Genomic DNA, 14,488 nt, shown 5'->3' on the forward strand with positions numbered 1-14,488 from the left:
GTCAGTGGGCGCGCAGGCCCATGGACCGCGCGATGAAGTTCAGCTGCACCGACGGCGGTCCGGCCACGACCCGGGCGATGATCCCGTCCGAGTGGTGCATCGGCAGCGTGTGGTCGCGGACGTAGCCGTACGCGCCCTGCAGCTGCACCGCCAGCGCCGACGCCTCGGCGTAGATCTGGCCGCACAGGAACTTGGCCATCGTGCTCTCCGTCTCGCACGGCAGGCCCGCGTCGAAGAACGCCGCCGACCGCTGCACCGCGCAGCGGGCCGCGTCCTTGCGGACGAACATCTCCGCGAGCGGCAGCGTCACACCCTGGTACGACGAGATCGTCTTCCCGAACTGCTCGCGCTCATTGGCGTACTCGACCGTCATGTCCAGGACCTGTCCGACACTGCCCAGGAACCCCGAGCTGATCATGATCCGCTCCAGGACCAGCCGCTCCTTCAGGATCTGCCAGCCCTGGCCCGGCTCGCCCAGCAGGGCCTCGTCGGGGACCAGCACGTCGTGGAGGAACACCTCGTAGATCCCGCTGATGTTGCGGCCCAGGGCCGGCATCCGGCGGATCTCCACACCCGGGTGGTCCGAGGGGACCAGGAAGACGGCGAGGTCGTCGCGCTTGCGGCCGCTGTCGCCGGTCTTCGCGAACAGCTCCATCACCGTGCCCGGGATCCCCGCACCCTCGCAGTAGGTCTTCTGCCCGTTCAGCAGCCAGCCGCCCTCGACGCGTTCCGCCGACGTCGACACGCTCGCCGCGTCCGAGCCGACGTCCGGCTCCGAGACCGCGATGGAGAACCTGCCGTCGCCGCGCAGCACGGGCTGGGCGTACTTCTCCTGCTGTTCGAGGGTGCCCCAGCGGATCAGGTCGCGGATCCCGCTGATGTTCAAGTTCAGCAGCGCGACCAGGTCCGAACTCGCCCGCCCGACCTCCTCGCACAGCGCGATCAGCAGGCCGGCCATGCCCTCGAGGGGTTCGTCGTCCGCGACGATGTCGTACCAGCCCAGCTTGGCGATCTCGCGGTAGAGGTGCTCGGGGTAGGAGCCCTCCTCGTCCCAGATCCGCACGTCACGCTGGGGAGCGTGACGTGCGATCACCGCACGGGCCGTGGCCCGCAACTGCTCCTGGTCCTCGGATTCGAGGAAGGGGTTCGCGCTCATGGTTGTCGCCTTTCCGAAGGGGATCGGGCGGCCGGGTGGATCGGGTGGTCCGAACGGTGCGGTCGCCGCGGGGGAAGTCAGGTGGTGAGAGCCGTCCGAAGGGTCCGGACAAGATCGGACGGTGCGGCCGCGAACTGCTCGGCGAGGTCCCGGGCCCGGTGGCCGAGGTCCACGGCCTCGACTACGTCGACCAGGCCGAGCCGGGCCAGGTCGTCTCCGGTGAAACGTTCATCCGCCACCAGCAGCCGGAACGCCGCCGCGGGACCGACAGCGGCCCGCAGGCGGCGGACCGTCTGGTCCGGGGGCAGGAAGCCCAGCCGGAGCTCCGGGAAGCGGAACATCGCGCCCGGAGTCGCCAGCGTGACCACGGCAGCGACGGCCAGGGCCCATCCGCCGCCGACGGCCGGGCCCTGCACGGCGGCGACCGAGGCGGGGAACGCTTCGACGAGGTCGCACGCCTCCTCGATCAGTTGCCGGCGCAGGCCTGGCCGGCCCACCGCGGTGCCGTCGTCCGACCGCACGTCGGCACCCGCGCAGAAGGCCGGGCCCTCCGCCTTCAGCAGCAGGACGTCCACGCCCTGTCCGCGGGCGTCCTTGAGCGCCGCGACCAGCTGCTGGAGCAGCGGAATGTTCATGGCGTTGCGCGCGTCGGGGCGGTTCAGCGTCACCGTCGCGACGCCGCTCTCGATCTCCGACAGGCACAGCGGTGTCTGGCCCGCAACGGCGTTCATAGGAGCTCCGGAAGGACTTCGGTGGTGAGCAGGTCCACGGCTTCCGCCGGGTCCGGGCCGACGGGGGCTCCGACGTATGCCTCGGTGAAGCCGGCCCCGCGGGCGTAGTCGAGGAGTTCGGTGAGCAACGCGATGCAGTCGCCGGGCGTTCCCGAGATGACGAGCTGGTCGGCCACGTACTGGGGCAGGAGTTCGGCCGCCGCGGCGATGCCCTTGCCCGCGTGGACGGCCTCGCGGGTCGCCGCATAGTCGGACTGTTCGAAGCCGACCTGCTGCAGGCTCTCGTGCGGCTGTTGGGAGACGATCAGGGCGGCCTGCCGGCGGGCGGCGGCGTTGGCGCGGTCGCGGTCCGCCGAGACGGACACGTTCACTCCGTATATGCGGGTGAACTCCGGGCGGTCGCTGCGCTCCCGGCCGGCGTCGAGGCGGTCCAGGTTGCTGACCGCGTCGAACTGGCCGCTGCGGAAGGCCGCGAGGCTGTGCGCCGGGAAGTTGCTCGCGCAGATCACGCCGTCGGCCAACTCGCCCGTCATCTCAAGGACCTTGGGACCCGTGCCGGCCACGATCACCCGGACCGCGGGGTCGTCGACCCAGTCGAGGGACGCGCGACCGTCCGCACGCAGGCCCAGGTCCGCGCAGGTGAGGGGATAGTCGCCCATGCGGACGCTCTCACCCCGCCAGAGCGCGCGGCAGAACCTGATGAGTTCGGCGACGCGGCCGACGGGCTGCCCCCGCTCCATCAGGGCGCTCACCAGGCCACCGCCGGTGCCGATTCCCATGCTCACCTGGCGGCCCGCCGGCATGAACTCGGCCAACGTGGCCATCGTGGACGCCTGTTCCAGGGGGTTGCGCCCGAACGGGAACGTCACCGCAGTGCCGACACCGGCACCGGTCCTGGCCGCGATCGCCCCCAGGACGGCGCCCACTCCTCGCGACTGCATCTGGTCGGTGACCCAGATCGTCTCGAAGGTCCGAGCGGCGACCTCGGCGACCTCGACCAGGCTCGGTCCACCTGCCCAGGCGTGTAGCTGAATGCCCTTGATCATCGACTCTCGATTCACGATGGTGAACTGTGTCCACGATGCTGAATGAAGGATGCGCGAATCCATTCCGGCCGAGATTTCGAACATCTGTCGGCCGGTCATGACGAGGCCGAATGCACGACCGCATCCGGCCTCGCCGGAGAATCAGCGACGAGCTGCCACGTAGTCGGGCTCAGTGAGGTACGTGCTCACGATTTCCTCGATCAACGGGCCATCGGCCTCGCTGCGTTCCTTCAGCTCGATCCATCGCGGATCCGCCCTGAAGGCATCCCAGAACACGACTGCTGCGTTCACGTCCTCGAACGCGCACAGGTAGTAGATCCGCCGCCGGTCGCCGACGACGTGCCAGAAACCCCTGAGGTCCAGACCGAATTCCCTGAAGAGGTCCAGGGTCTCGTCGGCGAAGCGCCGGTGCAGGTCCTCGGTCCGGTCCGGCAGCGCGATGTACTCGCGCAGTTCGAGGATCATGCCGGGATCCCGGAGACCGAGACGCCCGAACGGGTCTTGTAGCGCCGGTTGATGTTGATGAGGACGGCGGTGAGCGGCTCCAGCTGACGGGCCAGGCGCAGGGCACCGCCGTCGATGCCGGGGCGGCCGGTGATCGTCGCGGCGAGGGCGGCGACCTTCTCCTTGGCGTCCTTGTCGTCGCCGACCACCAGGACGTCCTCGTGGTCGAGGGGGCCCTCGGCCTCCCACAGGGAGACGGCGGACAGGTGGTGGAACGCGCCGACGACCACGGCGTCGGGCACGAGCCTCTGCGTCTGCTCGGCGGCGCTGCCGTCCTCGACGTCCAGGCCGTACGCGCCGCGCTTGTCGAAGCCGAGCGGGTTGACGCAGCTGATGACCAGCTTCCCCGCCAGCACCGGCGCGAGAGCCCCGATCAGTTCCTCGTGGCCGTCCCACGGCACGACGATCAGGACGGCCTCGGCCGCCTCGACGGCACCCCTGTTGTCCAGGCCGAGGACGTCGACGGCCGAGCCGACCCGCGCGCGGATCTCGGCCGCGGCCTCCTCGGCGCGCCCGGCCGAGCGGGATCCGATGACGACCTTGTGGCCGGCGCGGGCGAAGTGCAGGGCCAGGCCCTTGCCCTGTGGACCGGTACCTCCCACAACGGCGATGGTGCGGCTGTCCATGGTTCGTGCTCCTCAAGAAGGTGTCCGCCACCGGCGGTGCGGGTTCACAGTCCCGGCGGTGCGGGCGCCGGGCCTGTGAGTCTGGTGGGATCAGCCGGCGGATGGCTCCGGGCCGGCCTCCGGGTAGTCGGCCGGTACCCGGCCGCCGCTGCGCACCGTGATGGCACGCGCGGCGGTGACCAGGTACGGGGCCAACTCGTCGATGTCCTGCGGCGTGAGATCCGTTCCCATGCCGAGCAGGCTGATCACGAGGCAGGGCTGCCCGTCACGGTCGAAGACGGGGAAACCCATGACGTTCAGCTCGGGGGCATACTCCCCGAAGACGACTCCGAAACCGCGGGAGCGCACTTCCTCGCGGCGCGAATCGTCGTCCGCGGCCGGCACGCCGTCACGCCACGCGTCGATCAGCCGGCTGAGCAGCGGCGCGTCCCGGTCGAACCGGGAGCCGATCTCGATGGTGATCTTGATGTCCTTGCGGCTCTCGATCTTCGCGATCGCGGTGAAGTGCCCGTCGGGCATCGGCGAGATCGCGAGACACGCCAGCTCGGTCCGCTCGGCCAGACGCTCCATGAACGGCCGTGCCTCGGCGACCGGGGTGGTCCTGGTGACCGCCGCCACGCCGTACTCCACGAGCAGCGGTCCCAGGTTGTAGCGCCGGGTGTCGGAGCTGTACTCGATGAGACCTTCACTGACCATCGTCCGGATCAGGTTCGACGCCGTGCTCTTGGCCAGCCCGCACGATTTGGCGAGTTCGGTGACCGTCGCCCCGTCGGCGTGCCGGACCAGGTGGTCGAGTACCCGTACCGTGCGCGACACCGCCGGCACGAGAACCCCGGCTCCCTGGTCGGCATCGTCGTCGACGACCACGTCGCTGGATTCGGAAGGTCCCTTCGCCACGTCTCCTACTTTCCGGTCAGGGAAGTCTCAGTGCTTGGCTGAGTCCCCTACCAACTCGACAAAGTGGAACAGCGTACCGTCGGGGTCCGCCGCGAAGAGGATCTTCCACCCGTTCACCCCGTCGGGAGCCATGACGGTCTGAGGGGTGTGCAGGAACTTGACGCCCGCGACGCTCAGGCGGTCGTACTCGCCCTGGATGTCGTCCGTGAGGATCGAGAAGCGGCACAGGCCGGGATTGACGGTGTCGGCGACGGACCGCTCGCGGGTCGCCGGCACGTCGCGCCACTCGATGATGTCGAGCATCGCCTCATCGGGCGCGTTGTTCAGGCGCATGTGCGCGAAGCGCAGCTTGCTGCCCTGGTCGATCATGAACGCCCGCGCGAGGTTGGCGTCGTCGACCTCCTTGTCCTGCACGACCTCGAAGCCCACGAGTCGGTAGAACTCGATGGTGCGATCCATGTCGGTGACGTTGAGACCGACATGCCAGAATCTACGCATAGGTGGTCCCTCTCGTGATGTGTGTCTGTACGTGATGTGTGTCTGCAGGTGCCATGCGGGCACGCGCGCCGCCGGGCCGCCGTCTCGGGCGGCAGCGCCGCGGAAGGGAGCCGGTCAGTGCCGGGCCGGAGCGAGTTCGCGCCGCAGGAGCTTCCCGGTCTCCGTCCTCGGCAGGGACGAGACCACTTCGAACTCACGGGGTTTGGCGTGCGGCCCGACCGTGGCGGCCACCAGGTCGCACAGCTCCGAGCGGAGCGCCTCACCGACCTCACCGCCGGCCTCACCGTCGGTGAACCGCAGGAAGACCTTCACCCGCTGACCGATCCTGTCGTCCGGGATGCCGACCGCGGCGGCCTCGGCCACCAGCGGGTGGTTCACCAGGGCGTCCTCGATCTCCGAGGGGCCGATCCGGTAGCCGCGGCTCTTGATGACGTCGTCCGCGCGGCCCAGGTACTCCAGGCGCTGTCCATGAGCACGCCTGGCCAGGTCGTTCGTCCGGTGCCAGTCGCCGACCGGGGGCACCGGGCCCTCGGTCCTCGCATCCCAGATCCCCAGGAGCGCGACCGGGTCGGGAAGCCGCAGGGCGATCTCGCCGACCTCACCGTGGGCGACCTCCCGGCCGTCCTCGCCGAGCAGCGCGATGGTGTGACCCGGATACGGGGCACCCATCGTGTCGTCGTCGACGGAGCCCAGCGCCGCCGAGTCACCGATGAGACCGTTCGCCTCGGTCTGGCCGTACGCCTTGTTCACGGCCTGCGACAGGTGCAGCCGGGACCACGCCATCTCCGAGCGCCCCGCCGGCTCGCCGCCGGTGACGACGGCACGCAGCCTGCGCTCGGGCGCCCGGCCGTTCGCCTGCAACAGGCGCAGGACGGAAGGCGGCAGGAAGGCGGTCGTGACGCCGCACCGCGCGAACAGGTCCAGCGTGGCGTTCGCATCGAAATGCGTCTGCCGCTGCGCGACGACCGGGACGCCGAACGACCACGGGACGAGGAGCCCCAGCATGAGGCCGCCGATCCACCCCCAGTCGGCCGTCCCGTAGTAGACGTCCCTGGGCTGGAACAACTCGAAGGCGTAGTCCACTCCGCCGTGGCCGAGCAGCACCTGGTGGCCGTGCAGGATGCCCTTGGGCGGACCGCTGGTGCCCGAGGTGTACATCAGCAGGGCGGGGTGCGTCGGACCGGCCGGCCAGGGTGCGTCGGAGTGGTCGTCGACCTTCCGGCCGGCGATCCCCTTCCCCTCGGTACCGTCGACCGTCAGCACGACCCGGCCCTCGACGTCGCAGCCCGTCGACCGCAGCCGCTCAAGGCCCAGCCCGTCGGTGACGAGCACCTTCGCCCCCGAGTCGCTCAGGCGGTGGGCTACCGAGCCGCCGGCCATGAGCCGCGGGATCGGAAGGAGCACCGCCCCGGCGGCCAGCACTCCGAAGACGGCCTCCGCCGCGGCCGGCGAGGGGTCGAGGTAGAGCGCGACCCGGTCGCCCGGGGCGACGCCCTGCGCCCGCAGTACGTCGCCGATCCGCAGCGCGGCCTCCTGGACCTCACCGAACGTGATCTCGCCGACTTCCTGCGGTCCGGCCGTGAGAACGGCCACCGCGTCCGGATCCTGCGCGAAGAGCGCATCCTGGGCGATCGAGTAGTCCGGAGCGGGTGACCACCGCGCGAGGCCCCGCAGTTCCCGCAGGCGGGCGACGACCGGGACGTCGGCGCCCTGCGGCGCTAGTCCAGACGTGCCCATACGCTCTTCTCCTTCGTGAAGCTCTCGATCGCGCTGCGACCGAGGTCACTGCCGTAGCCGCTGTGGCGGAACCCGCGGTACGGCGAGGCCGGGTTGAGCACGCCCCAGCTGTTGATCCACACGTTCCCCGCGTCCAGCGTCCCCGCGAAGCGCAGAGCCCGGCCGACATCGCGGGTGAACACACCGGCCGCGAGGCCGTAGATCGTGTCGTTCGCCAGCTCGATCGCCTGCTCCTCGCCCTCGAACGGCAGCACACCGAGGACGGGGCCGAAGATCTCCTCGCGAGCGATCCGCATGTCCGGGGCCACGTCCGCGAACAGCGCCGGCCGGTAGAAGAAGCCCGGACCCTCTGCCGGAGCCTCGGTGCTGCCCGCCAGCAGACGGGCACCCTCCTCGGCGCCCGACACCACGTAGGAGTGAACCGAGTCGCGCTGCGCCGCGTTGACCAGCGGGCCGATCTCCGTCTCGGGGTCGAGCGGGTCGCCGACCCGGGCCGCGTCGACCCGTGCCTTGACCAGCTCCACGACCTCGTCGTAGATCGGGCGCTCGACCAGGAGCCGGCTGGGCGCGGTGCAGGTCTCGCCCTGGTTGCCGTACATGGCCGTGAAGACCACGTCGGCGACCGCCTTCGGGGAGGCGTCCGCGAAGGCGACCAGCGCCGACTTGCCGCCCAGCTCCAGGGAGGTGGTGATCAGCCGGTCCGCCGCCATCCGGCCGATCTCCTGGCCGATCTCGGTCGAACCGGTGAAGGTGACCTTGCCGACGTGCGGGTGCTGGACCAGCGCGTTTCCCGCCACCGAGCCGCGGCCCGGCAGGACGTTCACGACACCGGCGGGGATGCCGGCCTCCAGGGCCAGCTCACCCAGCGCCACCGGCACGAGGGGTGCCAGCTGCGCCGGCTTCAGGACGATGGAGTTGCCCATCGCCAGGGCCGGCGCGATCTTCCAGATCGACTGCACGGCGGGGAAGTTCCACGGGGTGATCGCACCGACCACACCGATCGGCTCGCGCACCGTGTAGTTCAGGAAGCGGCCGGGGGCCGGGGTCGTCCGCCCCTCGATCTTGGTCACGAGGCCGGCGAAGTACTCCACGGTCTCGACCATGACCGGCAGGTCGATCGTCGCGGACTCGCGGATCGGCTTGCCCATGTCGCGGGTCTGCAGCTCGGCGAGCCGCTCCTTGTTCGCTTCAATGAGCGCCGCGTAGCGCAGCATCAGACGGGTGCGCTGCGAGGGCCGCATCCGCTGCCACGCCTTGGCGCCCGCTCGCGCGGCCTCGACGGCGCGGGCGACGTCGTCCACGGTCGCCTCGGCGACCTTCGCGATGATGCTGCCGTCGGCGGGGTTGACGGTCTCGAACGTGGCTCCGTTCGAGGCGTCTGTGAGCTGGTCACCGAGTACCAGCGGAACACTGGAGGTGAGTGCACGCATGATCGGGTCTCCTTCGTTCGGGCCTCAGGGGAGACGGTGCGCGGTCGGCAGGACTGCCTCGGCGAGAGCCTGCAGTTCCTCCATCGCGGACTCGAGCGTGGCGTGCTCGAACGAGGTGTCGCAGATGAAGTGGGTGACACCGAGGTCGCCGTACGCCTCGATCGTCTCGGCGTTGTAGGGCGCCTTGCGCAGCGGGCGCGCGGTGAGCGTGATCTCGCTCATGTCGCGGCCGGCCTGCTCCACGTACGACTTCAGCGTGGCGAGGTAGCCCGCGTAGTCCTCCGGGCCCACGGCCAGCGGGTGCCAGCCGTCACCGATGGCGGCGATACGGCGCAGCGACGCCTCGCTGTAGCCGGCGAACCAGACCGGTATCGTGCCGCGCACGGGTTTGGGGAACATCATGAAGTCGTGCAGGTTGTAGAAGTCGCCGTCCCAGGAGACCTCGTCCTCGGTCCACATCTGGCGCATGGCCTTGACCATCTCGGTCACCCGGCGGCCGCGGTCCTTGAACGGCGCGCCCAGCGCCTCGAACTGCTCCTTCATCCAGCCGACGCCGATGGCGACGGACAGGCGGCCCTTGGACAGGACGTCGATGCTCACCAGCGTCTTCGACGTCTGTACCAGCGGGCGCCACGGCAGGATCAGGCAGGACGTGCCCAGCTCGACGGTCTCCGTCGCGGCCGCGGCCCAGGTCAGCGCGGTGAGGCAGTCCAGGTAGGGGGTTTCGGGCGCCCAGAGGAACTTGCCGTCGGCGGTGTACGGGTAGGCCGTCTCCACCTTCGTGGGCAGGGCCACGTGGTCCGTCATCCACAGCGAGTCGAAGCCGATCTTCTCCGCGTAGCGGGAGACCTCGCTGATCGCGTCCGGTCCGGCCCAGGGACCGGCGCCGGGGATCCTGATACCAACCTTCATGTGATGCTCCTGTCAGGACGTTGTGAGTTCACCGGACGACGCGCGCGGCCAGCAGCCGTGCGATGTCTTGGTCGTTGTGGCCGAGCTCCTTGAGAAGCTCGGCGGTGTGCTCGCCCAGGGCGGTCGGCGGACGCTCCACACGGCCGGGAGTGTCCGACAGCTTGATCGGCAGGCCCGGCACCCGGACCTCGCCGAGGGCCTTGCTCTCCAGGTCGACGACCAGTTCGAGCGCGCGGATCTGGGGGTGCTCCACGGCCTCGTTGTACGCGAGGACCGGAGCGCAGATGATGTTCTGGTCGGTGAGCAGGGTGACGATGTCGTCCCGGTCGCGCTCGGCGAACCAGGGTGCGAGCACCACGTCGAGTTCCTCGCGGTGGGCCAGCCGGCTCGCCGCGTTCGTGAACCGCTCGTCGTCGAGCAGGTGCTCGGCGCCGGCCGCCTTCACGAACCGCTCGAAGTGCCGGTCGTTGAAGGCGACGACGTGGACGGCCCCGCCGTCGCGCGTCGCGTACGCGTTGTACGGCGCGTAGAAGTTGCTCGCGTTGCCGACGCGCGGTGCCACGTAGTCGGCCAGCATGTACTGGCCCAGCCACGGCGACTGAAGGTGGAACAGCGAGGCCACCAGCGACACCGAGCCGCTCTGGCCGGCTCCGGTCTTCTGCTTCGCGAAGAGCGAGACCAGGGCCGCGACGGCGACCAGGTATCCGGCCGAGCTGTCGGCCACCGGCGGGCCGGCCTTGATGCCGCGGCCGTCGGAGTCCCCGGTGGCCTGGATCATGCCGGTGAGGGCCTGGGCGACAGGATCCAGCGCGGGCCGGCCGGCCGACGGGCCGCTGTCGCCGTAACCGCTCACGTTCAGGCAGATCAGGTGGGGGTGGCGCTCCCGGAGCTCCTCGGCGGTCAGGCCGAACTTGGCGTGGGCAGCGGGGAGCATGTTCTCGATCAGCACGTCGGCGCCGGCGCACAGCTCGTGGAAGAGCTCCCGGCCCTCCTCCGTGCGCAGATCGAGTGCGATCGCCCGCTTGTTCCGGTTGACCCCGGCGTAGACACCGCTCATGCCGTTTCGGCCGGGGCCGAACGTACGGGACTCGTCCCCTGCGATGGGCTCCACCTTGACCACGTCGGCACCGAAGTCAGCCAGGATCGACGCGCCCAGCGGGCCCGCGACCATCGTCGCGGCGTCGATCACCCGCGTTCCTGCCAAAGCCCGAACCTGCTGAGTCATCCTTGACCATCCGTGTTCATTATCTCGAACTCACGCCAGCATTTGGAACGACCATAGGTAGGGTGTTCATCGGCGTCAAGACTCGCCTGGGGACTTCCTGAGAAGGCCCGCTCGTCCCGGGGCCCTGGCGCCGGGGCGCCGACGACCGGACCGAAGGGCCGGCGCGCAGGCCTGGCACATCGCCAGATCGCTTCACCTGACGGCAACTTGGAGTCGAACTGATGGCGCATCAGCGGAGAGTGGCGAGGACCCCGGCCGAGCCCGGAGGAGCCGCGAAGAGACCTCGGCCGACGGGAGTCGATCAACGAATCCGCCGCTCGCCGGGAGTTTCGCTCGCGCGTCCAGCCGTATCGGCGGCGGCGTGTACAGTGCTGCCGATCACCCGCAGCCCCGGGAATTGGCCCGTTCTGCCGCCTTTGCCCTGTCGTGCGGGAGATCCTTCGGTACCCCGAAGTTCCCGGGTTTCCAGTGCCCCGCGCGGTCGGCGGCCGGCCCGCCGGGCCACCCACATCCGCACAGCGGACATGTGGCGCATTCCGCACCGGCAGCATCATTCCGGCCGGGTCGCGACAAGACGTCCTTGCAGCGACACCTCCGTCCCGGACACACCTCCGCCGGGCCCGCCCGGATGCGACCGGCGGGCGGACCGCCTACGGGACACAGCCACCTCTGAGGAAGGCGTTCATGCACACGATCGATCTCGCCTACGTGGGGCGCGGTCCCCACGAGGAGCTAGTCACCTACATCGCGGACCAGCAGGACTTCTACGCCGACGCCGGTGTCCACGTCGCCCTGCGGGACGGCTCGATCTGGGACCCGGAGCGGCTGCGCCGCGGGGCCGTCATCGGCCTGGGCCGGACGCTGCTGTCCCGGCTGGTCGGCGGCATCCCCTGGGTCGCGCTCAATGTGAACACCCAGCAGCCCCAGTTCTGGTTCCTCGCCCGGCCCGGCCTGGACTCGCTGGCCGACCTGGCCGGGAAGCGTCTGGCAGTGCACCCGCACCACACCGGGCCCGGCTGCTTCACCCGCATCATGCTGCGCCAGGCCGGACTGGACCCGGACCGCGATGTCGAGACCATCGTCCGTGCACCCGGCGACTACGGCATGGACCTGCGCAGGCTGCGCGAGGGCACGATCGACGCCGCGGTGGTGGGCGACACCCTGGTGCCCGAAGCCGTGGCCGCCGAGAACGGCTGGCGGGTGCTGGCCTTCGCCGGTGACCTCTTCCAGATCCCGACCGTCGGTGTGTCCGTCGACCCGACCTACACCGATCCGGAGGACCCCGCGGTCCAGGCCGTCGTGCTGGCCCACCGGCGCGCGCTACGGGTGATCCGGGACGAGCCCGACACCACGGTCAGGTATCTCCAGGCCTTCCTCAACGGACACACGGAAGACGAAGTCCGGGCGCACTACGAGAGGTTCATCGCCCCGTCGTTCGGCATCGACGGTCAGGCGGACCTCGCCACCGCCGAGACGGCCGTCAAAGCGGTCGCCGCCGAACTGGGCGTGCCCGCCACGTTCACCGCGGCGGATTTCTATCGCACCCGACCCACCACGGCTTAGGCCGCGGTGTCTTTTCGCAGCATCAGAGAAAGGCTGGCTTGTGAAAGAGTTCCTGATCGAGGTCACCACCAACATTCCCGACGGAACCGACGCGGCCGAGGTCGACCGCCGTCGCGCCGCGGAGGCCGCCCGGGCCGTCGAGTTGATCGCCTCCGGCCACCTGGTCCGGATCTGGCGTCCGGTAGGGGAGACTCGCAGTATCGCCCTGTGGCGGGCCAACGACGAGGCCGAGTTGCGTGACAGGATCCTGAGCACCTTGCCGCTTTGGTCCTGGATGACGTCCGTCGTCACCCCTCTTGAGTCGCACCCGAGCGACCCTGGCAAGGCGGACACCACCGTCTGACTTTTCTTCCTCCGTGCACCTGCCCGGCTGCGGTCGGAGCGGTCGGCGGGTGTGCGGGGCAGTGCGTGCCCACGGAGGGCGACCGGGGTTCCCAGTGCCGCCTGCCGCCCGGTACGGTCAGCGACTGGCCTGCTACACAAGCCCATTCAGAGCAGAGGTCAGTCGGCAGCGAGGATGTCGGAAAGACTCACAGCCGGGCTGCCAAGCATGGTTGTCAGCGTGCGCTGTTGTCGCTCGGTCAAGGTGGGTACGAGAGCAAGACCACACGATCCCCGGTCGACTGATCTTCACCGGACCGCGCGGAGATTGCCGACTGTCACGAACGCGGCGCTTCACAGGGCCTTCGACACCCACCTCTTCACCATCAACCCTGACATCAATGAAGATAAGCCAAAGCATCACGGAGCGGTTGGGTGGTGACGTGGCTGAGGGGGCGTCGGCGGAGGAGATCACCGAGGGGATGCTCCAGAAGCCAAAGGGGTTCACGGCGAGTGGGAACCGGGTGTACCTGGCCGTCACCGACTGACGAGAGGAGAGGAGCGGTGCTCCAATGTGTTGCGAGCACGGAGCACCGCTTCCTGCTCAGCGCCGCTGCACACCCTTGATGCGCTCGACCTGCTTTGCGATCAGATCAGAGGGGAAGGACGCGCGTTTGCCCACGTCCATTGCGTTGAACGTCGCGATGGTGCTGCCCACTCGGACCACGACGTAGTCTTCATCGTGGAGGCGGCCGTCGTCCATGGGAGACTCGATGTTGTATCGCAGGGCTTCGTCCCCGACCTGTGGAGAGCTTTCGAGTGCCAGTTTCGACCGGTACTTGCCGGCGTAATTGGTTCCTGTGAAGGACCTGCACATCTTGAGTCCCTCGCCAAGCCTGTTGAAGGCCGCTTGCGCCTCTGTGTCCTCGTATGCCGCGAGCGTCGATCCGCCGGGGAAGATGTTGTCCTTCCAGTTGAAGGTCTGATCCACAACAGCAGATGCGCCCTCGCCCCTGGCGATGTCCAAAACACGCTGGCATGCAGGGTCCGAGACGCGAGCGTAGATCGAGCGGTCGCTCGTGGGCTTGCGTTCGCTTACGGGGATCGCGCCTTCGTACGCCTGGGGCACCTCTCCTTCGTGGAGAGTGAGGGCCTTGAGCTCCTTCGCACTAAAGGCCCGCCGAGTCTCCGGGGCGGAAGCCTTTGCTCGCGGAGTCCCAGTGGCGCCACTTGGCTCCCGATCCGTGCCGCAGGCGCTCAGGCACAACGATCCTGCGATCAGAGCCCCGAACATGATGACGCCCGGCGTTCTTATCGGCACTTTCCCCGGCACGTACCCCCCCCATGATCCCTGAAGTGAGGGGCAGAGAATAGATGGGAAGTGCCTCGCCCACAAGACACGGTCTGGCGTTGGCTTGTCCGGGCTCATCAAGTCCTCGCAGAGACACGTCCCGGCGGGCCGACCCTGGAAGACATGGGCATCGCGCATCCGAAGCTCATCCTGGACCGTCTGCCGCACCCAGATGTCCTCAGGCGGCGCTACAACGAGTGGCTGCGCTGCACCGGCCGAGAAGAGGCAGGGCCGGGCGATCGGTAGCCGGCCCTGCTGGCACCCGAGGGAAACTCCTCCGCGTATTCACCGCAGCCACCCGCAGCCACCCGCAGAAACCCGGTGAACAGCCGGACGGCGCCGGACCCTCCCCGCGATCACCGGGGACGGTCCGGCGCTCTTCTATGTGGGGCTTCACCTGTTCTGAACAGCAAAAACGCCCTCCCGAAGGAGGGCGGGACATGGGCGCCCCCGGCAGGACTCGAACCTGCGGCCAAGCGCTTGGAAGATGC

15 protein-coding genes are annotated in these 14,488 nt (G+C 69.3%); 3 read left to right on the forward strand and 12 right to left on the reverse strand.

All coding sequences use genetic code 11. The features are described 5' to 3' along the window. Position 1: 1 nt before the first annotated feature. The 11 genes from ACQPXS_RS37670 to ACQPXS_RS37720 all read right to left on the reverse strand — a co-directional run bounded on the left by ACQPXS_RS37670 (position 2) and on the right by ACQPXS_RS37720 (position 10,762). Complete coding sequence (locus ACQPXS_RS37670; RefSeq protein ID WP_433453927.1) at positions 2–1,156, reverse strand: acyl-CoA dehydrogenase family protein; 1,155 nt, start codon at positions 1,154–1,156, stop codon at positions 2–4. 77 nt (positions 1,157–1,233) lie between these two features. Next, on the reverse strand, positions 1,234–1,887 hold the full coding sequence (locus ACQPXS_RS37675; protein ID WP_433453928.1) for an enoyl-CoA hydratase/isomerase family protein: 654 nt from the start codon (positions 1,885–1,887) through the stop codon (positions 1,234–1,236). Next, a complete protein-coding gene (locus ACQPXS_RS37680) occupies positions 1,884–2,948 on the reverse strand; it encodes an LLM class flavin-dependent oxidoreductase (protein ID WP_433453929.1) in 1,065 nt (354 codons plus the stop codon). Before ACQPXS_RS37680 ends, ACQPXS_RS37675 begins: the two co-directional genes overlap by 4 nt. Positions 2,949–3,074: 126 nt before the next feature. Then, positions 3,075–3,398, reverse strand: a complete 324-nt coding sequence (locus ACQPXS_RS37685) for an NIPSNAP family protein (RefSeq protein WP_433453930.1) — start codon at positions 3,396–3,398, stop codon at positions 3,075–3,077. After that, entirely contained in the window at positions 3,395–4,063 is a 669-nt protein-coding gene (gene npdG / locus ACQPXS_RS37690) for an NADPH-dependent F420 reductase (RefSeq protein ID WP_433453931.1), read from the reverse strand. The genes ACQPXS_RS37685 and npdG overlap by 4 nt, the downstream gene beginning before the upstream one ends. A gap of 90 nt (positions 4,064–4,153) precedes the next feature. Then, positions 4,154–4,960, reverse strand: coding sequence for an IclR family transcriptional regulator (locus tag ACQPXS_RS37695; protein ID WP_433453932.1), 807 nt, complete (start codon positions 4,958–4,960; stop codon positions 4,154–4,156). A gap of 27 nt (positions 4,961–4,987) precedes the next feature. Next, on the reverse strand, positions 4,988–5,458 hold the full coding sequence (locus tag ACQPXS_RS37700; RefSeq protein ID WP_351812294.1) for a VOC family protein: 471 nt from the start codon (positions 5,456–5,458) through the stop codon (positions 4,988–4,990). 114 nt (positions 5,459–5,572) lie between these two features. Then, entirely contained in the window at positions 5,573–7,195 is a 1,623-nt protein-coding gene (locus tag ACQPXS_RS37705) for an AMP-binding protein (protein ID WP_433453933.1), read from the reverse strand. Next, entirely contained in the window at positions 7,177–8,625 is a 1,449-nt protein-coding gene (locus ACQPXS_RS37710) for an aldehyde dehydrogenase family protein (RefSeq protein ID WP_433453934.1), read from the reverse strand. The genes ACQPXS_RS37705 and ACQPXS_RS37710 overlap by 19 nt, the downstream gene beginning before the upstream one ends. 24 nt (positions 8,626–8,649) lie before the next feature. Further along, positions 8,650–9,537 carry a TIGR03619 family F420-dependent LLM class oxidoreductase gene (locus tag ACQPXS_RS37715; protein ID WP_319752710.1) on the reverse strand — a complete coding sequence of 296 codons (888 nt, stop codon included), beginning with the start codon at positions 9,535–9,537 and terminating at the stop codon, positions 8,650–8,652. A 28-nt stretch (positions 9,538–9,565) separates the two neighbouring features. After that, positions 9,566–10,762, reverse strand: coding sequence for a CaiB/BaiF CoA transferase family protein (locus ACQPXS_RS37720; RefSeq protein ID WP_433453935.1), 1,197 nt, complete (start codon positions 10,760–10,762; stop codon positions 9,566–9,568). 684 nt (positions 10,763–11,446) lie between these two features. On the opposite strand from ACQPXS_RS37720, the gene ACQPXS_RS37725 reads away from it, so the two are divergent. The 3 genes from ACQPXS_RS37725 (at position 11,447) to ACQPXS_RS37735 (ending at position 13,194) form a co-directional block, all read left to right on the forward strand. Then, the gene (locus ACQPXS_RS37725) at positions 11,447–12,325 is read left to right on the forward strand and encodes an ABC transporter substrate-binding protein (protein WP_433453936.1); all 879 of its coding nucleotides are present in this window, start codon (positions 11,447–11,449) and stop codon (positions 12,323–12,325) included. 40 nt (positions 12,326–12,365) lie between these two features. Continuing rightward, a complete protein-coding gene (locus ACQPXS_RS37730; RefSeq protein ID WP_433453937.1) occupies positions 12,366–12,668 on the forward strand; it encodes a muconolactone Delta-isomerase family protein in 303 nt (100 codons plus the stop codon). Positions 12,669–13,047: 379 nt separating this feature from the next. Beyond that, on the forward strand, positions 13,048–13,194 hold the full coding sequence (locus ACQPXS_RS37735) for a hypothetical protein (RefSeq protein WP_433456283.1): 147 nt from the start codon (positions 13,048–13,050) through the stop codon (positions 13,192–13,194). 56 nt (positions 13,195–13,250) lie between these two features. Here the strand turns inward: ACQPXS_RS37735 and ACQPXS_RS37740 are convergent, their stop codons facing one another. Beyond that, positions 13,251–13,775, reverse strand: a complete 525-nt coding sequence (locus tag ACQPXS_RS37740; protein ID WP_433453938.1) for a hypothetical protein — start codon at positions 13,773–13,775, stop codon at positions 13,251–13,253. Positions 13,776–14,488: the final 713 nt, after the last annotated feature.

The organism is Streptomyces sp. CA-142005 (assembly GCF_050942335.1).
GTDB lineage: Bacteria > Actinomycetota > Actinomycetes > Streptomycetales > Streptomycetaceae > Streptomyces.